At 50.3% G+C, this 21,879-nt stretch carries 22 protein-coding genes; 1 reads left to right on the top strand and 21 read right to left on the bottom strand.

From position 1 onward, the window contains the following. Position 1: 1 nt before the first annotated feature. The 4 genes from rsxE to rsxC are packed head-to-tail and all read right to left on the bottom strand — an operon-like array spanning position 2 to position 3,649. Entirely contained in the window at positions 2–736 is a 735-nt protein-coding gene (rsxE, locus tag NFS35_RS22010) for an electron transport complex subunit RsxE (protein ID WP_251209214.1), read from the bottom strand. Then, complete coding sequence (locus NFS35_RS22005; protein WP_251209213.1) at positions 729–1,352, bottom strand: RnfABCDGE type electron transport complex subunit G; 624 nt, start codon at positions 1,350–1,352, stop codon at positions 729–731. The genes rsxE and NFS35_RS22005 overlap by 8 nt, the downstream gene beginning before the upstream one ends. After that, positions 1,342–2,283: an RnfABCDGE type electron transport complex subunit D gene (locus NFS35_RS22000; protein ID WP_251209212.1), complete on the bottom strand. Its 942-nt coding sequence runs from the start codon at positions 2,281–2,283 to the stop codon at positions 1,342–1,344. The genes NFS35_RS22005 and NFS35_RS22000 overlap by 11 nt, the downstream gene beginning before the upstream one ends. 49 nt (positions 2,284–2,332) lie before the next feature. After that, the gene (rsxC, locus tag NFS35_RS21995) at positions 2,333–3,649 is read right to left on the bottom strand and encodes an electron transport complex subunit RsxC (RefSeq protein ID WP_251209211.1); all 1,317 of its coding nucleotides are present in this window, start codon (positions 3,647–3,649) and stop codon (positions 2,333–2,335) included. Positions 3,650–3,964: 315 nt separating this feature from the next. Here rsxC and NFS35_RS21990 point away from each other — a divergent pair, with 315 nt between their 5' ends. Further along, a complete protein-coding gene (locus tag NFS35_RS21990) occupies positions 3,965–5,068 on the top strand; it encodes a ribonuclease H-like domain-containing protein (protein ID WP_251209210.1) in 1,104 nt (367 codons plus the stop codon). Positions 5,069–5,161: 93 nt separating this feature from the next. Here NFS35_RS21990 and NFS35_RS21985 read toward each other — a convergent pair whose 3' ends face one another. The 17 genes from NFS35_RS21985 to NFS35_RS21905 form a co-directional block, all read right to left on the bottom strand. Next, positions 5,162–5,938, bottom strand: coding sequence for a CheR family methyltransferase (locus tag NFS35_RS21985; RefSeq protein ID WP_251209209.1), 777 nt, complete (start codon positions 5,936–5,938; stop codon positions 5,162–5,164). A gap of 19 nt (positions 5,939–5,957) precedes the next feature. Further along, complete coding sequence (gene rpsA, locus NFS35_RS21980; protein WP_251209208.1) at positions 5,958–7,100, bottom strand: 30S ribosomal protein S1; 1,143 nt, start codon at positions 7,098–7,100, stop codon at positions 5,958–5,960. After that, entirely contained in the window at positions 7,081–7,929 is an 849-nt protein-coding gene (gene ispH / locus NFS35_RS21975; protein WP_251209207.1) for a 4-hydroxy-3-methylbut-2-enyl diphosphate reductase, read from the bottom strand. Before ispH ends, rpsA begins: the two co-directional genes overlap by 20 nt. Before the next feature lie 17 nt (positions 7,930–7,946). Further along, a complete protein-coding gene (gene cmk / locus NFS35_RS21970) occupies positions 7,947–8,618 on the bottom strand; it encodes a (d)CMP kinase (RefSeq protein ID WP_251209206.1) in 672 nt (223 codons plus the stop codon). Positions 8,619–8,644: 26 nt separating this feature from the next. After that, the gene (locus NFS35_RS21965; RefSeq protein ID WP_251209257.1) at positions 8,645–10,072 is read right to left on the bottom strand and encodes a BaiN/RdsA family NAD(P)/FAD-dependent oxidoreductase; all 1,428 of its coding nucleotides are present in this window, start codon (positions 10,070–10,072) and stop codon (positions 8,645–8,647) included. A gap of 193 nt (positions 10,073–10,265) precedes the next feature. Continuing rightward, the gene (locus NFS35_RS21960; protein ID WP_251209205.1) at positions 10,266–10,406 is read right to left on the bottom strand and encodes a hypothetical protein; all 141 of its coding nucleotides are present in this window, start codon (positions 10,404–10,406) and stop codon (positions 10,266–10,268) included. Between the two features lie 128 nt (positions 10,407–10,534). Continuing rightward, positions 10,535–10,966 carry a GNAT family N-acetyltransferase gene (locus NFS35_RS21955; protein ID WP_251209204.1) on the bottom strand — a complete coding sequence of 144 codons (432 nt, stop codon included), beginning with the start codon at positions 10,964–10,966 and terminating at the stop codon, positions 10,535–10,537. A gap of 151 nt (positions 10,967–11,117) precedes the next feature. Continuing rightward, positions 11,118–12,545: an oxaloacetate decarboxylase subunit alpha gene (locus tag NFS35_RS21950; protein ID WP_251209203.1), complete on the bottom strand. Its 1,428-nt coding sequence runs from the start codon at positions 12,543–12,545 to the stop codon at positions 11,118–11,120. A gap of 51 nt (positions 12,546–12,596) precedes the next feature. Beyond that, positions 12,597–13,748 (bottom strand): sodium ion-translocating decarboxylase subunit beta, encoded by a 1,152-nt coding sequence (locus tag NFS35_RS21945; RefSeq protein ID WP_251209202.1) that lies wholly within the window; start codon positions 13,746–13,748, stop codon positions 12,597–12,599. 90 nt (positions 13,749–13,838) lie between these two features. Further along, positions 13,839–14,216 carry an acetyl-CoA carboxylase biotin carboxyl carrier protein subunit gene (locus NFS35_RS21940; protein ID WP_251209201.1) on the bottom strand — a complete coding sequence of 126 codons (378 nt, stop codon included), beginning with the start codon at positions 14,214–14,216 and terminating at the stop codon, positions 13,839–13,841. A 50-nt stretch (positions 14,217–14,266) separates the two neighbouring features. Continuing rightward, on the bottom strand, positions 14,267–15,055 hold the full coding sequence (locus NFS35_RS21935; RefSeq protein WP_251209200.1) for an OadG family protein: 789 nt from the start codon (positions 15,053–15,055) through the stop codon (positions 14,267–14,269). A gap of 16 nt (positions 15,056–15,071) precedes the next feature. After that, a complete protein-coding gene (locus tag NFS35_RS21930; protein ID WP_251209199.1) occupies positions 15,072–16,502 on the bottom strand; it encodes an acyl-CoA carboxylase subunit beta in 1,431 nt (476 codons plus the stop codon). A gap of 270 nt (positions 16,503–16,772) precedes the next feature. Further along, positions 16,773–17,765, bottom strand: coding sequence for a hypothetical protein (locus NFS35_RS21925; protein WP_251209198.1), 993 nt, complete (start codon positions 17,763–17,765; stop codon positions 16,773–16,775). A gap of 330 nt (positions 17,766–18,095) precedes the next feature. Further along, positions 18,096–18,806 (bottom strand): DUF4230 domain-containing protein, encoded by a 711-nt coding sequence (locus NFS35_RS21920; protein WP_251209197.1) that lies wholly within the window; start codon positions 18,804–18,806, stop codon positions 18,096–18,098. Positions 18,807–18,965: 159 nt separating this feature from the next. Next, positions 18,966–19,343, bottom strand: a complete 378-nt coding sequence (locus NFS35_RS21915; protein ID WP_251209196.1) for an immunity protein YezG family protein — start codon at positions 19,341–19,343, stop codon at positions 18,966–18,968. Between the two features lie 3 nt (positions 19,344–19,346). After that, positions 19,347–20,021, bottom strand: a complete 675-nt coding sequence (locus tag NFS35_RS21910) for a DNA/RNA non-specific endonuclease (protein ID WP_251209195.1) — start codon at positions 20,019–20,021, stop codon at positions 19,347–19,349. Beyond that, the coding region (locus NFS35_RS21905) for an ATP-binding protein (RefSeq protein WP_251209194.1) at positions 20,021–21,879 on the bottom strand (1,859 nt) is incomplete at its 5' end. The genes NFS35_RS21905 and NFS35_RS21910, both read right to left, overlap by 1 nt.

Genomic DNA, 21,879 nt, shown 5'->3' with positions numbered 1-21,879 from the left:
TTTATCTGTCCTCCTTATCCGTATTCGTGGCTTTCTGCGCCCTGTTCTCGTCGTAGAAGCGCTTCGTGCAGCCTTTTTCCGAACAGTTCATACAATCCTCGCTGCACCCGGAACCAATCTTTTCATAGCTCTTCCCGGCCTTTTTCCGGACATTCTTGATATAGTTCTGCAGGGCCACCAGCGCCGCCAGCACGAAGAACGCCCCCGGCGCCTGACCGAAGATACGGATAGGTACAAAGGAATCCGGCATCAGCTCCAGGCCGAACAGCTCGCCGGCCCCCAGAAGCTCCCTCACCGCGCCGATGCAGGTCAGGGCAAAGGTGAATCCCAGCCCCATGCCGATACCGTCAAACAGAGACGGAATCACGGGGTTGGAGTAGGCGTAGCTCTCCGCACGCCCAAGGATGATACAGTTTACCACGATCAAAGGAATATACACGCCCAGCGACTTGTTCAGCGCCGGGATAAAAGCCTCTAAGAGCAGCTGCACCGCCGTGACGAAAGATGCGATTATGACGATGAACGCCGGAATGCGCACCCGGTTGGGGATAATATTCCGCAGCAGGGATATGATCAGGTTGCTCAGAGCCAGTACTACCATAGTAGTAAGGCCCATGCCAAGGCCGTTCATGGCCGATGTAGTCACAGCCAATGTGGGGCACATGCCCAGCATCAGCACAAAGGTGGGATTTTCTTTTACCAGGCCGTTGAAAAGCCTTTCTCCCGCTTTATTCATTCGAGGCACCTCCCTCCGTCAACTCCTGCGCCGCTTTCAGGCCGCCGTTCACCGCATTGGTGACCGCTCTGGTGGTTATGGTGGCGCCGGAAATCGCGTCGATTTCATTCTCGGCGGCAGCGCCTGTCTTGGTGTACGCAAAGCTGTCCACATTCTTTTCATGGAACTGGGGCACCAGCTCCTCCGGCGCCAGCATTCCCAGCCCCGGCGTCTCCGATATCTCCAGGATGGAGATGTCATTCAGCATCCCCTCGTTGGTCACGCCCAGGTACAGCACGATATTGCCGCCGTATCCTTCAGTGGAGACGGACTCCACCACCACCCCCAGCTGATTTCCATCGCTGCCAAGGGCCTGATAAACGCTGCCGATTTTCACGCCGGTGCTCCCAAGTTCCTGCGCCAGCGCCTCGTCCGGCTCATATTCCGTCTCTTCAAAGGACGCAGCCTCCTGGAATACCGCCGCACAGGCCTCCTGCACCGCTTTCTCCTGCTGGATGCGTATGCGGTCCTTGGTCAGTTCATTGACCACGCCTAAGACCAGGCCCGCAATCAGGGTAATGGCAAAAAGGATTCCTGCCTCTTTCAGCATCACGCTGAAATCACTTTTATTTTTCACGGCGCTTCCCTCCTTTCTGGTATCCGAAAGCAGTGGGCTTCGTATACTTCTCAATCAGCGGCACCAGAAGATTGCCCAGAATGATGGCATAGGAGACGCCCTCCGCGCCGGGCCCGAAGATACGGAAGATTCCCGTCAGCAGTCCGAGCAGAATTCCGTATACATATTGTCCCTTTATCGTAATCGGCCTGGTCACATAATCAGTGGCCATGAAGAACGCGCCCAGCATCAGGCCGCCGCCGGACAGCTGCGCCGCAAGGTAGGCCGGATGGAATCCATGTCCGCCGAAAATGCCCGCAAAAAGAACAAAAGTCACTATGTAGCTGCCGGGAATCCGCAAGTCGATGACCCCGGTCAAAATCAATATGCAGGCCCCTGTCAAAATGGCAATCACGGAAGTCTCGCCGATGGTGCCGGAAGTGCGCCCTATCACCATGTCCAGCACGTCCACGGCCTCTCCCGCTTTCAGCGCCGCCAGGGGCGTAGCGCCCGTGTAGGCATCGCATTCAAAGGCTGTCATGGCTGTGGGGAAAGATATCAGCATAAAGCACCTTGCCGCCAGCGCCGGATTCATGAAATTCTGTCCCAGGCCTCCGAAGAGCATCTTCACCACAAGGATGGCGAAGACGCCGCCCAGCGCCGCCATCCACAGCGGGATGTTCACCGGCAGGTTCAGCGCCAGCAGCAGCCCTGTCACCACCGCGGACAAATCCGTAATCGTCAGTTTCTTTTTATAAAGCCCAAAGAAATATTCCGTCAGAATCGTGCTGGCGATGGTCACCGTGATGACCGCCAGCGCCCTTGGGCCGAAATTATAAATCCCAAATCCTGTGGCCGGCATCAGCGCTATGATGACTGCCATCATCAGCCCGTTGGTGGCCACTCTGGAACGAATATGAGGATTAGATGATACTTTGAACAATTCGCTCATGTCTTTTTCTCCTAGAATGCTTTTCTTCTATGGTTTCTATCGATTTCATTTATTTTTTCTTTTTGGCCAGCTGTATCTTGCGCATGGACTTGATCTGCTGGGTCAGAGGCCTCTTCGCCGGACAGATGAAGCTGCAGCAGCCGCACTCGCAGCATTCCATGCCATGGTTCTCCAGGAACGCCTCCTCGTCGAAGCGCTCCGCATAGTCCGCCAGCCTGCTGGGGATAACCCTCCCCGGGCAGACCTCCACGCAGCGCCCGCAGTTGATGCAGGGCCCCGGCTCCATAGCCGACACATCGTCTTTCGACAGCGCCAGCAGCGCCGTGGAGGTTTTGGTAGTGGGCACATTCAAATCAAACATACCAAATCCCATCATAGGGCCTCCGCAGATGACTTTCTCCGGCTTACCTTTAAATCCGCCAGCTGCCTCCAGCACCTCGCCGTAGCTGGTGCCTATCCGCACCCGGAAATTCTGAGGACTTGCGACGGCATCCCCCGTAACCGTGACGATGCGCTCTATCAGGGGCCTCCCCTCCATCACCGCCCGCCAGACCGCCACCACGGTGTCCACATTGTTCACCACGCATCCCACATCCGCCGGGAGCATGGTGGAATTTATCTTTCTGCCGGTGGTGGCGTAAATCAGCTGCCGCTCACCGCCCTGAGGATATTTTGTCTTTAAGGCCTTGACGCAGATTTTCGGGTCGTCCCTGACCAGGGATCTCAGCTTCGTGATGCAGTCCGGCTTGTTGTCCTCCACCGCCAGGATGCCTGACGCACCCGGGAACAGCTGCAGGATGATTCGAAGCCCTCCCACCAGCTTCTCCGGCTCCTCCAGCATCCTGCGGTAGTCCGAGGTCAGATAGGGCTCGCACTCCGCGCAGTTCGCAATCACAAAATCAATCTTTTCCGGCTCTTTGGGAGACAGCTTTACATGGGTGGGGAACCCCGCTCCTCCCATGCCTACGATTCCGGCTTCCCTTATGATGCCGATGATCTCCTCTCTGGACAGTTTCTCCGCGCTCTCCCTGGGTTCAAAGCCCACGTCCTCGTACTGTCCGTCATTCTCCACCACGATGCTCATGACCATGTCGCCGGTGACCACCCGCCTGACCTCGATAGCCTTCACCGTGCCGGACACGGACGCGTAGATGGGCGCCGAGACGAATCCGCCGCTCTCGGCGATTTTCTGTCCCGCCAGCACTCTGTCCCCCTTTGCCACCACGGGCTTGGCCGGCGCTCCGATGTGCTGGGACAGGGGATATACCAGCTCGCCGCCCGGCAGGATGTCCGCAATCGGCTTGTCCTTGGACAAATCCTTTCCATCATAGGGGTGTATGCCCCCCACAAATGTCAACTTTGCCATGTTATCTTAAGTCCTTTCTCAAAGTCTTTGCCTGCTCTTCACAGATACTTTAAATATACTATTTTTTTTCGGAAAATACTACTGGAAATTTTAAAAATGTGTTATCATAGTGTGTAAAGAAGTTCTAAGTCAGCAAAGTACGCTGACTAAGAACTTCTAAGTTACACACTGTGTAAAGAACTCCTAAGTCAGCAAAGTACGCTGACTAAGAACTTCTAAGTTACACACTGTGTAAAGAACTCCTAAGTCAGCAAAGCACCATGACTAAGAAGTTCTAAGTTAACACTGTAAATGTAAACCGAAACGGAGGCTGTCATGAGAATATCTGAGGAAACATTGGAGAACTTTTCGATAACTTATCCGCTGGACAGGATCGCGCCCTTGGAGCGTGTCCTATTTCTCGACATTGAGACCACAGGCTTCACCGCCAAATCCTCCTATCTGTACCTGATCGGATGTGCCTATTTTTCAGATGGGAAATGGAACACCATACAGTGGATGGCACAGTCCTACGAGCAGGAGCTGGAGATCCTGGAAGCTTTCTTCGCTTTCGCCAGGCCCTACCGCTATCTGATCCATTTTAACGGCAACAACTTCGATCTGCCTTTCATCACGCAGAAATGTGCGCAGCACTCTCTGCCTTACCATTTCGATAACTTCCAGGGCATCGACATCTACCGCAGAATAGCCCCCTACAAATATTTCCTGAAACTCCCCAACTGCAAGCAGAGAACTCTGGAGCAGTTTCTGGAAGTGGAGCGAAGGGATGTATTCTCCGGCGGTGAACTAATCGGCATTTACCACGACTATATCAAGAACCCCTCAGAATACTCCGAGAACGCGCTGCTCCTGCACAACGCGGACGATTTGAAAGGAATGCTGGAGACCCTGAACATACTTTCCTATTACGACCTGTTCAACCAGCCGCTGAAAGCTAAACGGGTACAGGCCAACTCCTACAAAGATTCAAACGGAAACAGGCGCAAGGAACTGCTCATCCTGTTCCAGCTGGGCACTCCCTTGCCGAAACCGGTTTCCGCGAACGCCAACAGCTGTTATTTCAGAGGGGACGGTGCGGACTGCTCCCTGAAGATTCCCATCTTTGAGGAGGAACTGAAGTACTTCTATTCCAATTACCACGATTACTACTATCTCCCCACGGAGGACGTGGCGCTCCACAAGTCCGTGGCCGGCTTCGTGGATAAGGCATACCGGTTGCCCGCCTCTGCCGCCAGCTGCTACACCCGCAAGGTGTCCAGTTATCTGCCCCAGTGGGATTTCGTGTTCTCACCCTTTTTCAAGCGCGATTACAAGAGCCGGGAACTCTTCTTTGAGCTGACGGACGAGCTGAAAAAGGACCGGCAGGCATTCTCCACCTATGCCAGCCATGTGCTGAACATGATAGCCTCCAGCTATTGATTCTTTGCTTTCAGTCAGATACAAATGTTGAAATGAGAAACGGCAGCAAGAAAATTTCTTCTCTTGCCGCCGTTTCCCTCTAGTTGTAATCAATTATGCTTTCTGATAAAAGAAGGCACTTTTTCTGAAAAAGCCAATCTCTTTATGGTTGATAATCTGCTCCGAAGCACCGATGAACAACAGGCCCCCTGTCACCAGAGAACTGTGATACTTTTGGAATATCTGATTCTTGACCTCCTCGGTAAAATATATCAACACATTGCGGCACACAATCAAATGGCAGCCAGTGGGATAAGCATCTTTCAAAAGATTATGCTCCCTGAACTCCACTCTTGACTTGATTTCATCCGAAATCTTGTACTCGGTGCCTGTCTGTCTGAAAAATCTCCGCTTCAAATCCGCCGGTACAGCCGCGATGCTCTTCTCGGGATATATCCCCCTCTTCGCTATTTCGATAACCTGTTTGTCCAAATCCGTAGCATTTATCCTGATATTGTTCAGGGGCAGATGCCTGGACATGGCCATCACCAGCGAATAAGGCTCATCTCCCGTGGAACAGGCAGCGCTCCACACTTTCAGATTCTTGCCGAATCTCTGAATCAGTTCGGGAATCGCTTTCTCTTCCATCACTTTCCATTGATTGGAATCTCTGTAAAATTCCGACACATTGATAGTGATATGGTTGACAAATTCCTCAAACATTCTCCTGTCCGTCTTAAGACAGGCTATATATTTTTCATAGCCCACTACCCTGTTCTTGGAAATCAGATTGTCGATCCGGCGCTTCATCTGGCTTTCCTTGTAACAGCTCAGGTTGATTCCTGTCAATGTCAGTACTTCTCTTTTGAAATACTCATAATCAAATATCATGGCAGTTACCATCTTTTATTTACTGGGCATCTTCCTCCGCCTGCGCCGTGATTACCGCTTCGATGTCAACGGGAACCACATCCTGATCGGCCTGTGCAGCGCCAGACGCTGCTATCGCCTTGATACTCAGGGAAATCTTTCTGTCGGCTTCGTTGAAATCAACGATTTTCGCCGTAACTTCCTGGCCTACGCTCAGCACGTCCGCAGGCTTCTCCACATGCTCCTTGGAAATCTGGGATACATGGAGCAGTGCATCCACGCCGGGCTCCAGTTCAACGAATGCGCCGAAGTCGGTCATTCTGGCGACCTTGCCGGTCACGATATTGCCAATGGCGTACTTGTCTGCCGCGTCCCTCCAGGGATTCTGATCCTCGAACTTTAAGGACAGGGCAACCTTGCTGCCATTAATCTCTTTAATCAGGACAGTCAGCTTGTCGCCTACCTTGAAGACCTTCTTGGGATGCTCTACGCGCCCCCAGGACATCTCCGAAATGTGGAGCAGGCCGTCAGCGCCGCCCAAATCAACAAATGCGCCGAAGTCCGTGACGTTCTTGACAACGCCTTCCACCACATCGCCCTCATGGATTCTCTCAAACAGTTCTCTCTGCATCTCGGCTTTCCTGGCCGCAATCAGCTGCCTGCGGTCACCGATATATCTTCTCCTCTTGGGATTGTACTCGCTGATGACGAACTCTATCTCCTGTCCCAGATACTTGCCCAGATCCCTCTCATAAGTATCGGACACCAAGCTGGCAGGGATGAATACTCTCACCTCTTCATATACAACGCTCAATCCGCCCTCTAACACCTGCGCCACAGTCGCCCTGAGCACTTCGCCGCTGTTATAAGCCTCCTCGATTCTCTTGTTGCCTCTGTCGGCGGCAAGACGCTTGTAAGTCAGAACCACCTGGCCCTCACCGTCATTTACCTTCAGCACCTTCACTTCCATGGTATCGCCGGGCTTCACAACTGTAGACAAATCCACACCGGAATCATTGGTATACTCGTTCTTTGAGAGGATACCGTCCGACTTGTACCCGATGTTCAAGACGATTTCCTCCGGCTTCACGTCAATAACTGTGCCTTCGACTACCTCCCCTGAATGTATTGTCCTAATAGAATTCGGATCTTCCAGCATTTGTTCAAAAGTTAATTCTGACATATCTTTGAACCTCCTCGATTAATTTATTTGGGGTGGAAGCCCCCGCGGTGATACCCACCAGGCGGACCGATTTAGGCAGTTCTAAATGCAAGTCATCCAGTGTCTGTATAAAATAGGTGTGGGTACATTCCTCCGCGCATATCTCATAGAGTTTTCTGGTATTGGAGCTATGCTTTCCCCCTATTATAATCATAACGTCAGCCTCCGCTGCAAGGGCTTTCGCCGCGCATTGGCGCTCCTCCGTCGCATTACAGATAGTATTCACAACACTACTATTATAACCTTTTTTTTCCAAAATTTCAACTATATTATGAAATTTATTGTAGTTATATGTCGTTTGCGAGACCACGCACAGTTTTTCCCTTTCCGGAGGCCGAAAATCCTCCGCTTCAGACAGGTCTTTCAGCACTGTGACAGGGCCTCTGCACCATCCTATGATACCCTCCACTTCCGGATGGCCCGCATTCCCGACGATGACGATATGCCGCCCCTCCCCGCTCTCTTTCTCCACGATATTGTGAATTCTTTTTACGAACGGACAGGTAGCATCAATACACTCCAGATTCCTCTCTTTCAGGATATGGTAGATTTCCTCAGGTACGCCATGGGCACGGATGATGACGCTGCCCGAGGAAAGCCCCATGAGCTCCTCTTTCGACCAAAGCACCCTGACTCCCTTTTCCGCCAGCTCCTTTACCACTTCTTCGTTGTTCACGACAGGGCCGTAGGTATATATAGTTTTCCCTTTTTTTATCTGTTCATACACGGTATCCACCGCGCGCTTCACGCCGAAGCAGAATCCCATGCACTCAGCCAGCTTCACTTCCATATAAGAATCCCTCCGGCCTACCTCTGCCGTGCGTCTCTGCACAGTTTGAGGATGGAGGCTATGACCTCATCCACAGTCATGTCCGAAGTATCCACTATGACAGCGTCTTCCGCCTTTTTCAACGGCGAGATTTCTCTGTGCATGTCCCGGTAGTCGCGCTCTTCAATATCCGCTTTGATTTTCTGAAAATCGCTTTCTACCCCTTTTGCGGCCAGCTCGTCATATCTTCTCTTTGCCCGCACCTCGCTGCTGGCAGTGAGATAGATTTTCAGCCGGGCATCGGGCAGCACACAGGTGCCGATGTCTCTGCCGTCCATGATACAGTCGCTGTGGGCGGCCAATTCTTTTTGAAGCGCCACCATATTTTTCCGCACCTCCGGGATGGGGCTGATGACAGACGCTGTCTCCCCCACCTCTTCCGTGCGCAGAAACGCATTCACATTCTCTCCGTTCAGGAACACCACCTGTACGCCGTCCTCATACCGTATAGTGACATCGGCCCGGGGACATTTCTCAATGATTGCCTGTCTGTCCGACAAATCCACCCCCTCCCGCAGCATGAACAGTGCAATGGCCCGGTACATGGCCCCTGTGTCCACGTAAATCAGATTCAATTCCTTGGCCGCCGCTTTCGCGATGGTACTCTTTCCCGCTCCCGCAGGCCCGTCAACCGCCACGTTAAATCCCATCTGTCCTCTTCTCCTGTTCTCCCTTCTCAACTATCAGTTGCAGGCGCTCCCGCGCATTTCCCCGCCAGATGCCCTGTAGACCAGGCTATCTGCAGATTGAAGCCTCCCGTCAGCGCGTCCAGGTCCAGCACTTCCCCGGCAAAATACAGCCCCTTCACCTTTTTGGATTCCATGGTGGAGGGATTGATATCCTTCACCGATACGCCGCCCTTTGTGATGACGGCTTCCTCATAGCCCCGCAGCCCTGTCACCGTCAGGGGCAAGTTCTTGATCAGGCCCACAAAAGCCCTGCGCTCCTCCCTGGTGATTTCATTGACCTTCTTGTCCGGGTGGATGCCCGACAAGTCCCGCATCACCGGAATCAGCTTCTGGGGGAAAAGCCCTCCCAGCGCGTTCCCGAACCGTTTATTCTTGTTCTCCTCGAAATCCCGCAGCAGACGCCTGTCCAGCTGCTCCTCGCTCAGGGCGGGCTTTAGGTCGATGGTAAGCCTTGCTCCCTCTTCCTCCGGCCCCTTTTTCCCGGATTTCTTTCCTTTCTGCCCGATAAAGCTGCTGGCGGAGAGAATCAGCGGGCCGCTGACGCCGAAATGGGTGAACAGCATCTCCCCGAAGCCCCGATAGACCTCCCTGGAATGCCCTTTTTCCATGGAATGCCCTTTTTCCATCCCCTGACAGTACAGCCGTACGGACACGTTCTTCAGCGTCAGTCCCATCAGCTGCCCGCACCATTCCTCCCGGATATTGAAAGGCACCAGCGAAGGGCGGCGCTGCGTCAGCGTATGGCCGGTCTCCTCCGCGAAGCGGTAGCCGTCCCCGGTGGATCCTGTGGAAGGGTAGGAAATCCCGCCGGTGCAGACAATGCAGCAGTCCGCCAAAAGCTTCCTTCCGTCCGCCAGCTCCACACCGATGACTCTCCCGGCTCCGACAGTTCTCTCCCTTCCCGCAGTCCCTTCCGCTCTGACGGCTCTCTCCTCTCCGGCAACTCTTTTTCTTCCAGCAATCCCTTCCGCTCCAATGGCTCTCTCCCCTTCGGATTCCTCCTCCAGCATCAGGCCCTTGACCCGCGTATTCAGCATCACCTTCACCCCAAGCCGCTTCAGCGCCCTCTGAAAGGCCCCGATCACATCCGAGGAATGATCCGAAACCGGAAAGACCCTGTCTCCCCGCTCTGTCTTCAGCGGACAGCCCTCCCGCTCCAGGAACGCCATCACCTCCCGGTTGTCGTAACCATAAAAGGCGCTGTACAGGAACTTGCTGTTGGTGCACACATTGGCCAGAAGCGTCTCCATATCCCCGGCATTGGTGACATTGCAGCGCCCCTTGCCGGTGATGAACAGCTTTTTCCCCAGTTTTTCATTTTTCTCTATGAGACATACGCTGCCGCCGCTTTCTGCCGCCGCCACAGCAGCCATCATGCCCGCGGCTCCGCCGCCTATGACGATTACTCTGCCCAAAGCCCGCTTGCTCCTGTTCCGATTCTTCTCATCCAAATCTTTTATTTATCCGTACTTCTCCTGTCGGTGCCCTTTCCGGTTCCCCTCTGATCTATTCTCTACTTATGATTATTCTCTTTCCAATAATTATTCTCTTTCCAATCCCTGCCCCATGTCTCCTCCCCAAGGAGTCCCTGATGATACAGACACAGGCTCACAATTCTATGGGCTTGTACCCCAATGCCTTGTCCGCTATCTCTTCCGCTGTCATGTCGCTCCAGAAGACATAATCCGAAATCTGTGGGTCGAGAACGCCCCGCTCCAATCTATATCTGCAGCAATTAAATCTTGCCAAAAACCGGATAAACGGCATGACCGGCTGTGCTATGTGACTGGCAAGAATTAAATGCCGTTTATATATCTATCAATCTGTCGATTTCTTCCTCACTTTTATCCTGGCAATTTGTTATCTGTTCTATCAGATCAACAATCTCTCTTTTTGACAAAAATGTCATTTGGGCTATCCCTCCGTAATAATTTCTGATAGATTTTCTGTCCATGCATTTCATTTATTACGTGAAAGCCACATTTTTCATAGAAGCCGTCCTCCTCAGAACCCAGCGTGATATACCGGAATCCCGCCTGGACCGCCTCTGCCTCAAATATATCCATCAATTTTTGGGTAATGCCCTGCCGTCTGTGGCCGATTTCACAGGCCACAAAGCCACATACCAGGCTTTCCGCATTTTCCCGCCTTCCCAGGACGGCAGATACCACATTGCCGTCTTCATGTGCGTACACCAGTAATTTACTGTCTCTCTCAATCCGTTCTTTCCAATCCTCATATCTGTAGGGCGAAATACCCCGAAGATGCTGCCCCAAGATGCCGTAGCAAAAATCCAAAACCTGTTTCAATTGCGGTTCCGTCTTAACAAATGAGATAGAATACATATAGAATCTCCAAAAAATATAAAAAGGCAGAAAGCGCCGATACAGTATGCCTGCCGCTTACCATGTATCGGCACTTTCCGTCGTTTTCTTTATGCTTTTCAAATATCAGAAAACTTTACACAGGATACGCTCCATTCTTGGTATCCGCCTGGGTCATATCCACCTTGTCCTGCTGAGCCTGGCGGTACTTGAAGAAGTCGGTGGCTACCTGAGGGAATAGGGCATAGGAGAGCACGTCCTCGTCCTGCTGCTTCCACTCGCTCATCTCGCTTTCCAGCTTATCCATCTCGTTCTCAATCATATCCGCATAGCGGCAGGTAATCCGCTCCTCGCCGGGGATGACCTTGTCGATGATTTCCTGGTTCATGGGCTTAATGGTCTGGCCATACTCGCCGCGCAGCACTGCCTTGGTCTCCTTGGTGGCCATCTTGTAGCGCTCGCCCATCAGTACGTTGAACACGGCCTGTGTGCCCACGATCTGGGAAGAAGGCGTGACCAGAGGGGGCTCGCCCAGGTCTTTGCGGACCTCGGGAATCTCCCTGAGCACATCGTAATATCTGTCTTCCGCGTTCTGCTCCTTCAGCTGGCTCACCATGTTGGAGAGCATGCCGCCGGGCACCTGGTACAGCAAAGTCTTGATGTCCACGCCCATGACCTTGGGATTGAGCAGGCCGCTCTTCAGGCACTCGTCACGGTAAGGACGGAAGTAGTCCGCAATCTCCGCCAGCAGGTTCTGGTCGAAGCCCGTGTCGTAAGGCGTGCCGCGGAAGGTCTCTACCATGACCTCGGTGGCGGGCTGGGAGGTTCCCAGAGCGAAAGGACTCATAGCCGTATCGATGACGTCCACGCCTGCCTCTACTGCCTTAAGGTAAGTCATGCTGGCCACGCCGGAAGTATAGTGCGTGTGCAGCTGGATGGGCAGCTTGGTGTTCTCCTTCATGGCCTTGATCAGCTCGGAAGCCTTGTAAGGCACCAGCAGGCCTGCCATGTCCTTGATACAGATGGAATCCGCCCCCATCTCCTCAATCTTCTTGGCAGTGCTTGCCCAGTACTCCAGGGTGTAGGCATCGCCCAGCGTATAGGACAGGGCTATCTGCGCATGTCCTCTGCCCTCCTGCTGCTTCATGCGGTTGGTGGCGTTTACAGCCTCCTGCAGGTTGCGCAGGTCGTTCAGGCAGTCGAAGATACGGATGATATCGATGCCGTTGGCGATGGATTTCTGCACGAAGGCATCCACCACATCGTCAGCGTAAGGTCTGTAGCCTAAGATATTCTGTCCGCGGAACAGCATCTGCAGCTTCGTGTTCTTGAAGCCGTCGCGCAGCTTTCTCAACCTGTCCCAGGGATCCTCCTTCAGGAAACGAAGGGAAGCGTCAAAGGTAGCGCCGCCCCAGCACTCCACGGAATGATATCCTACCTTATCCATCTTCTCCACGATGGGAAGCATGAAATCCGTGGGCATTCTGGTGGCAATCAGAGACTGATGCGCGTCACGCAGTATCGTTTCCGTAATTTTAATCGGTGTTTTTCCTTGTTCTGACATTTACGAATTTCCTCCATATTATTTTATTCTTTGAAAGAATCTTATTTCGACTTAGAATACCCCAAAGATAGCCATAAAGGTACCGGCAGCGACAGCTGTTCCGATAACGCCTGCCACGTTAGGTCCCATTGCATGCATCAGCAGGAAGTTGGTAGGATCCGACTCCGCACCTACTTTCTGGGATACACGGGCTGCCATGGGAACGGCAGACACACCAGCAGAACCAATCAGCGGGTTAATCTTGCCATGGGTAGCCTTACACATAATCTTGCCGAACAGCACACCTGCTGCCGTGCCGAACATGAACGCAATCAGGCCCAGTGCCACAATCTTAAGCGTATCCCAGTTCAGGAAGGCCTCCGCGCTGGTGGTAGCACCTACAGAAGTGCCCAGCAATATGACCACGATATACATCAGGGCATTGGAAGCCGTCTCTGTCAGCTGACGTACCACGCCGGATTCCCTGAACAGGTTGCCCAGCATCAGCATGCCTACCAGAGGAGCCGTGGTAGGAAGAATCAGACATACCACAATCGTAACGACGATAGGGAACAGTATCTTCTCCAGCTTGGAAACCGGACGAAGCTGGCCCATCTTGATTTTCCGCTCTTCTTTCGTAGTCAGCAGCTTCATGATAGGCGGCTGGATGATGGGCACCAGCGACATGTAGGAATACGCCGCCACTGCGATAGGCCCCATGATTGCCGTCTGCCCCAGCTTGCTGGCCAGGAAGATGGATGTAGGTCCGTCTGCACCGCCGATGATGGAGATGGCTGCCGCCGCCATATCGTTGAAGCCCATGAAGATGGCCCCGAAATATGCCGCGAAAATGCCGAACTGCGCCGCCGCGCCCAGAAGGAAGCTCTTGGGGTTGGCAATCAGGGGACCGAAGTCCGTCATAGCACCCACACCCATGAAAATCAGGGAAGGCAGGATGGCCCATTCGTCCAGTACATAGAAATAGTACAGCAGACCGCCCACACCGTTGGAGGCGTCTTCTGCGTGAAGCATGATGTCGGGATAGATGTTCACCAACAGCATACCGAAGGCTATCGGAACCAGGAGCAAGGGTTCGAACTCATGCCGGATAGCCAGATAAAGGAAAAAGCATGCAACCGCAATCATCAGATAGTTTCCCCAGGTCAGATTGAAGAATGCCGTCTGATGAACGAGATTGTTTAGCGTTGAAGCTATATAATCCATTTGTTGACCTCCTGTTGTTGTTGACGGTAAAAAGTCCGTTAAAGTGCTTTCTACCGTATATCACTGCCTTGAATGAACGCTTGCGCCGCGTCAGTTCATGGTAGCCAGTACAGCGCCTGCCTCTACGGCATCGCCTACCGCCACGTCAACGCTTGCAACGGTTCCGTCTTCAGGAGCCACAACAGGGATTTCCATCTTCATCGCTTCGATAATGACGACTGCGTCACCTTTCTTTACCGCATCGCCCACTTTCTTCTCCAGCTTGAATACCTTGCCTGCCGCACCTGCCTCTATCTTGATGCTGCCTGCGCCGCCTGCGGGAGCTGCCTTGGGAGCGGCTGCAGGAGCAGCTTTCGGTGCTGCCTTGGGAGCAGCGGGAGCCTTTGCCGCTACGGGAGCGCCGGACGTGTTTTCCTCTACTACTACATCATATACATTTCCGTTCACGGTAATTGTATAATTCTTCATTTTTTATTTCCTCCTAAAATAGAATGCTTTTATTTATTATTTTTCCTAACCTATCTTCTCCTGATGGAGCGCACTACGAATCCGTCTGTGGTGACAGCGCCCTCGCTGGCTGCAATCGCTGCCGCTATGACGGCCACCAGCTCACAGTCGTCCGTCTCTTCTTCCACGATTGCCTCCTGCTCCGCAATCTGTGTCACCGCATTGTCAACGCCGGAGCCCTCCGCCGGAGCGGATTTCTTCTTTGCCATGTTCGCCTGAATCTTCGGAATCACCTTGAACGCGGAGATAATCAGACTGATCAGAATCAGTACCGCGAACACGGTGCCCATACCAATCAGCGTATTCAGCGCCGCATTGCCCATCAAATCGCTTGTGGATGCTTTGGGGTTCAGGGCAGCGGCTTCCAGCTTCAGGAACATGTCATTGGAGAAAATGATTTCCGCCGTGGCATTCTTCTGCTCGCCGGTAACCTCTACCTCCACGGTGATCTGACTGCCGTCAATCGTCGCCGTGCTTCCATTGGTTCCGGTAATGGTCCCTATGGAAGCCTTTGCGGAATGGAATGAATCGATTGCCGTCAAGAATGCGTTCCCATCCACCCGGATATTATACTGATTCTCCAGTATATACTCCACTTCGCCTGCAGTATATCCATCGAAAGACTCCGCTGCCGCGTCGTCCATATACTGGGCGAAGAGATAGAGGACCATCTCGTCCGCAAGCTGCTGTGCGTTCTCCACCTTGCGCTGTTCGTACTCTGACAGCGCCGCTTCGCTTCCGCAGGCCGTCAGTCCGAAGAGACAGGTAATCATACACAGTATGGCTATAAATTTCTTCATCTTTATATCACCCTTTCTATACAGTTCCGTGCTTTTTTGCGGGACGGTCCTCGCTCTTGGTGAAGAGCATCTCAAAAGCGCCGATAACGTATTTTCTGGTGTCAGCGGGCTCTACAATGCTGTCGACATACCCTCTTCTGGCGGCGCTTCCGGCGCTGCAGTTAAGCGCATCGTACTCAGAGGCTTTCTCATTAATCACATCCGCGCCCTGACCGTCATACATAATCTTCGCCGCAAGCTTTCCTTCCATGGCGCCAACCTGAGCGTCCGGCCACGCAAAAGTAATATCCGCGCCGAGAGCCTTGGAGTTCATGGCGATGGCAGCAGTGCCGAGAGCCTTGCCCACGATCACATTCACCTTGGGAACGGTGGCGTTCGCGAAAGCATAGGTCAACTTTGCGGCTGCCTTTGCGATTCCTTTTTCGGAGCACATAGTCGCCTTGTAGCCCTTTACATTCGTCAGCGTCAGCACGGGAATCTCGAATGCGTCGCAGAAGTTCACGAAATCAGCAGCTTTCTCGCATCCCTCCCTGGACAGGACAGCATCCAGCTTCTCAGCCACCTTTCCTTCCTCGTCGCATATCTCGCTGCGGTTGGCCACTGCGCCTACGGTCACACCGTCCAGCTTTATGAAGCCTACCACCATATCCTTGGCATAGCCTGCCTTTACCTCGAAGAAATCATTGCTGTCAGCCAGGATGGAAAGCGCTATGGAAGTGTCTCCCGCGCAGCCTGCCAGCTCCTCGTTCACACGGTTCAGATCATCCGTGCACTCCACGATATCGCTGCCCTCATTGCTGTTGGAAGGCAGGAAACCGATCAAATCCCTGATTTTGGAAAGGACTGTAGCTTCATCGGCCACCACATCCACAATGCCGCTTTCCTCAGACTGGAACGCAGCTGTGGAGGAATCGCATTTGCTTATCACATTTCCGTCCAGCGCATTGGGCGCATTGACGAAAAGCTTCGCGTTCTTCTCCTCCATGAAAGTGAAGTCAGTCAGGGTGGGGAACAGGGCAAGCCCTCCTCCGCAGGTTCCCAGAATGGCAGTAATCTGGGGGATGATGCCAGATACATACGTCTGCTTCATATAAATCGCGCCGAAAGCGTTCAGCGCATCCGTTGCCTCCTGCAGCCTCAGCCCTGCGGAATCAATCAGTCCGATTACAGGGGAGCCGGTCTTCATCGCCAGATCATAGAGACCCGCAATCTTCTTGGCATGCATCTCGCCGATAGTCCCGTTCATCACGGAAGCATCCTGGCTGTACACATACACAGGCTTCCCGCCGATCACTCCATAGCCGGTAATACAACCGTCAGAAGGAGTCTCGTTGGGTTTCATATTGAAATCAGTGGCTCTTGCCGTCACAAGTGCGCCGATTTCAACGAAACTGTTGTCATCGAGCAAAGCTGTTATTCTTTGGCTCGCTTTTGAAGTAGTACTCATGCTCTCAGTCCTCCATTTATAATTAGATAAATACTAACGACTTAACCGGGGTATATCGGAAAACCGCAAATACCCCCATGATTATTGTCCTAAACAGTATAACATAAAAAACGCAACTCGCATAGGACGAATTGCATTTTTTTGTTAATTTTTTGTGAAAGTTTTGGATATTGTCTCCGGCCATCCTTGCCGAAGCGCAGCCTTGAACAGGTTGTCGTAATTCAATTTTATCTCATATGGCCTTCACAGCTGTTTCATGGACTTCTCCCATCAGTTATGGGACAGCGCCTCCCACGCCTCCTCTTTGTTGAGGGAATAATATTTCTGCAGCTTTTCAGCAATCGTCTCATCCGCCACACCGTCATCACGGTTGGACCGGATGAAAATGCGGAGGCCGTTGGTTTTTTCCTCTTTCATACCCTCTTTCAGCCCTTCCATCCTACCATCTTCTATCATTTCCCGAATTGCCTGGCACAAATTATATGTCTCCCCTTTCTTATATTCTTCTTTATGCTCCATAAAGCCTTCCACTCCCATCAGGATGCCGATTGTCTCTGCCGTCTCTTCATCCAGTCGGCCGTATGACGGATTTTTATCAAGCATCTGCTTCAGGCCCGCTCTGTCGCTCCGGAAAGGAAGCAGGGCGAACACTGCGCCCAAAGATGTCCGGAATCCGGAACAGTCCATGGGCTCGTTGGCGCATATGAGGCGCATGGGGTAATCTATGAAGCGGCTCTCCCAGTCCCTCTTCTCAGCCTCGGAACAGCCCGCGGCAAAATCCACCATGTCCTTCAGTCCTTTGGGCCCATCCCATTTCTCCTGGCCATGATAGAGGCATATGGTATAGATCGGTGCGATGCGGTCTTCCCGCCTGTATCGCCACAGGCGCTCCCCCGTGCTGGCGTAGATTCCTTTCCTGCCGGATTCCTCCGCACTCTGGTTGGCGCTCTGAATCTTCCGAATCTGCTTCTCGTATTCCCTGCAATCGTATTCCATGATGCGCCAGGGCATGATGTAGCTTACATCGCTTTGCGCCTCCACCGCCAGGACTTTCAGGCAGGCTCCCGACTCTAATCGTCTTTTGATGTCGCGGATTCTTGGCCTGCGATTACTCTTCGGGGACGGCGTGTAAACCTCTGAACCCTCTTTCAATTCTTGTGGCTTCACCCACTGCTTTCCTCCAAAGAAACACTGGTTGAACAAATCGGCGAAGCGTCCGTTGTTTTCCAGATATGACAATATCGCATCATTTTCTATCCCCATAGACTCCTCCTTTTTGACTTTCCATGGATGCTTATTTCGGATGATGCATTCCATAGAGCCTGCTTTCTTTCGGCAGGAGCCGCCTGAGGCGATACCGCTCCTGCCTTTTCCATTTTTTGATGAATCTTAAGTAGTACTTTCCAGTGAAAAACAGCAGAAACGCTATTAAACCTTAGAAATTCCTGAAATTGAGACTTTGGACTTGTTGTCCATAGATTTAGGATAATATGGGAATGGGATTTTGTCAAGCTGAAAAAAGGATTCGTTAACATTCGTTAACATTAAGAACGGGGCATTACCCTATAAATCCAGATAATGCCCCTCTTTAGCTTATTCATTAATCGTCTCGAATGTAATGCTATATTCCAGTTCCTCGACCATATCTGTATCCAGCAATTTATATATAATCGATTTCGCGTTTTCAAAGGCCTTGTCCAAAAGACCATTTTCAATCGCTCTTTGCTCCATGGCAGCCTTGCTGTTGATGTCGAACTCCCTGATATCCTCCACTTTGATTTTATTGAACAGGCCGTCTTTTTCATCGAGGGTCTCTATGCTGTCATCTTCTATCTCATGGGAAAGGATTTCCGCCTCCGGGATATGTACGACTATTTCTTTCTTTTCCTTATTTACCTCTGCCGTCACTTTGCTGATATCCACCCCGGCCTTGATAGTACCATCCCATTTTACGATGAATGATTTCGTGGTGAAAGAAAAGGGAATCTCTTTTCCGAACAGCTCCGCAGGGTCTTCAAACTTCCCAGCATCCGTATATAGATATTCTATCGTGGCAAGTTCGCCGATATCCTGGATTTCCGCATTTATGACACGGATATCTATTTCCTTGGAGGCCTCCTCATACACAGCCACCGGTTCTGAAAGCCTCTCAACCTCTTCCTCCAGTCTTTGGATTGTTGCTTCATATTTTTCTGTGGCGCTTAAGTATCCTTTATAAAATATTCCCACAATGATGATAATAACAGCAACAGTGACTATTAGTACTGTAAGCTTTTTCGCTTTCACTTGAATGAATGATGTCATTTGGGATTCCTCCTTCTTATTTCGCAAAGCATAAAAGATTTCAAAATCAGGTATGCCAAAAGCATATTTCAACTATCTTATATAACTATCAATCACTTATAAGCTCTAACCGTTTTCCGACCCGATTCACCGTCTGCCATGGTACAGCATCCAGACCAATCATCCTAAATAATATTTTTTCCATTCTTTCTCATATGATATAAAATTATCATTCTTGGCACTGTAGTCAAAATGAGTTTTGAAATTTCCATCTGCCTCAATAATCATTGTTATTACATTCCATTTTGACGCCTCTTCCAAGTAATCCCTGATTGGTGATATAATTTTATTGATATCCATAAATAGTTTCATTAACTGCATGTTAGGTATATTTCCCAGGCTGAAGCAATCTTTATATTCCCCATCTCCTAAATCAATAAAGTATTTCATATTATAACTTCCTTGAAAATAGCTGGCATAAAAAACTATCTTATCCCATTTTTGTGGAAGAACCTCTTGCAGCTTATCAAATATATTCTGAAACATATTTTCGTTCATAGACTACTCCTTTCCACGTGAATTCGGAAAAATCCGAATATTCAATTCACCGTTTATACTATATGTGACACCTATAGTTGTTGGTCTTCTGCTATCCCCTTCATAAATAGGTATTACTTTTATTTTTACATCTTTTCCCTCCTCAACTGCTTTTGCAAGCGTACCTTCAAACGCATTGTAGTCACCCCTATTTATTTTCGCATCTTGGGGCACTGCATTTTCAAGTCCATCTCCTCCATCAAAGCGACTTCCGATTAAATGGCCTCGGTCATCTGTCATACGCTCACTGCCCTTTCCTATATCTTGTATCGAGTCCTTTATAGGTTCATATTTCTGCTCTTCTTTCAAGCGAAGCTTTCCTCCTGCAGATATAATCCGTCCCATTTCATCAGTCTTATATTCATAATTGTTGACCACGTATTCACAATTGGGAAGCAAGTCCTTATCTATTCGATACAAATTACCATTATCGTCATAGTATTGCACTTTGCCATCCACGACTTCTTGTTCTAAATTCCCTTTGTCTCCTACATCCGACTCCTCCCCTCCCTTAAACCTATTATCCCAAAATTCTCTCGCATCTTTCACGGACATACTGCTTTCTGGTTTTTTCATGCTAAAAATCTCTGAATCAGGACTCTTGATTTCCGGTACATCTGTTATTTTGAATTCATTCATTAAAAAACACCACCTCTCTCCTTATAAATTTCTGTAAAATGGCAAAACAAGCCGTCATATGCATTATCTCTGAGAGACTGTTCATACAGGATCAGAGCCATTGCCAAATCAATTTGCTTCTTCGAATAACCCTGAATGGACGGCTTTAGCTTATGTACTACTGACTGTACCCACTCAGAGAAATCTTGGGCATACCGCGATGCCTTAATAGCTTCTTCTGCGGCCAAAAAATCATATATCAATATCCTTAATGCCTCTATCCCATCTTCTTTCTCTTCCAATATATATTCCATAAAATCACGTTTCACAGATGTATCTAGCCTTGATTTTATCACCATGCTTTCCAGTCTGCAAATCTCTCTGTGATTGCCTTTTCCAAGAAGCTCTTTGTCCATAATGCATCTCAGCAAGGATTCTTCTACTCCTTTTAGTTCTGTTTCCCCATAATCGTCGTTTTGGGGAATATACGAATATGAATTATATAATCCGTCATACCTGTCCACCTTGCACAGCACCGGCTGAACCCATTCATTTTGATATACCGCCGCAACTCCACATGGAAGTTTTGCCAGCTCTGTAATCTGGTCATCATTCAGGTTGGCCGCTTTTCCTACCAGTTCCCTGTCCGATTGATCTGGCAGACGCATAATTATTTTTGTATTTGTATTCCGGATTACAGACATGTCCATAAGCCCCGGTGCCTGATCCGCAATGATGAATCCTTCTCCATATGTACGCATTTCCGCTATCGCATTGGCAAGCATCTCCACACTCTTTCCCTGAAGATTTGCTCCTCCTGCTGACTGCTCAGTGGATGTTCTCCTTAAGATATTATGCGCTTCTTCCAATACTGTAATATGTTTCAATTCTGAATTCATTTCATTCGCTTTCGACATACGGTATTCCTGCAGCTTAAGTACCAGCATTCCCATAATGAGAGCCTTTGTTTCTGATGATCCGACTCTGCTCAAATCTATTATCGCATTTTCATCAAATAATTCTACATCCGGAATTTCATTCTGAGAAAAAATCAACCCATTGATTCCATTAGTAAGGGACTGTAGCCTTGTGAGCAGGGATCCTTTGTAAGCGCCCTTATTCTCATTGTCATATTCGCTGGAATCGATAATATCCTTTATGTTATCTGCCACGTCCGAAAATGCAGGATAGAAATCATTCCCATATTTATTTGAGGAACGCAACAAATCCCATCCACAGTCTATGTATGATTTTTCCACAGCATGCTTCAGCACTGCCGGCATTGCCGCATACATAGGCCAGCACACATTGAATATCTCAATCAGGCGGTCAAGATGCTCCAGGATATGCACTTCTTTTGGAAAACTAAAGGGGTTAATCCTCAGCAAGCGGGATACCGCCAGATTAGTTCCATATACGGATATGCCCTTAATGTTGCCGAACACATTCTTATATTCGCCCTTTGCAGGTTCGATAACCAGAAATTTAGCACCATTTTTTCTGGCATTTCTTAAAATTTGATAAATGGTATTACTTTTTCCGGAACCTGTACTTCCTGTAACAAATGTATGTGATGCAAGCGATTTTTGCCCTAACATGACCTTGTTATTTTCCATATGATTCATATGGAAAATATTTCCAAGCCGAATCTCTTGTCCCCTTTCTTCCATATAATCATAAGAAATAACGTTTCTTCCGAACTCTGCACATTCCAAAATCGGCAGCCCGGCTATAGACTTTTGCGGGAAGTTCAAGGAATATGCCAATTCTTTCCCCGACAGGCTCGTTGTTGCCGTAACAATGGAGCTTCCTGTATAATACAAACATAGGGAATTCCAAGAAAGGTGGTTGATAAAAAGATACCTCAGAGTAAAATAAG

It is taken from the genome of Acetatifactor aquisgranensis, assembly GCF_943193215.1.
In the GTDB taxonomy this organism is placed as follows: Bacteria; Bacillota; Clostridia; order Lachnospirales; family Lachnospiraceae; genus Acetatifactor; species Acetatifactor aquisgranensis.
Note: the sequence above shows the minus strand (reverse complement) of the source record. Positions and strands in the feature narration are given on the sequence as shown.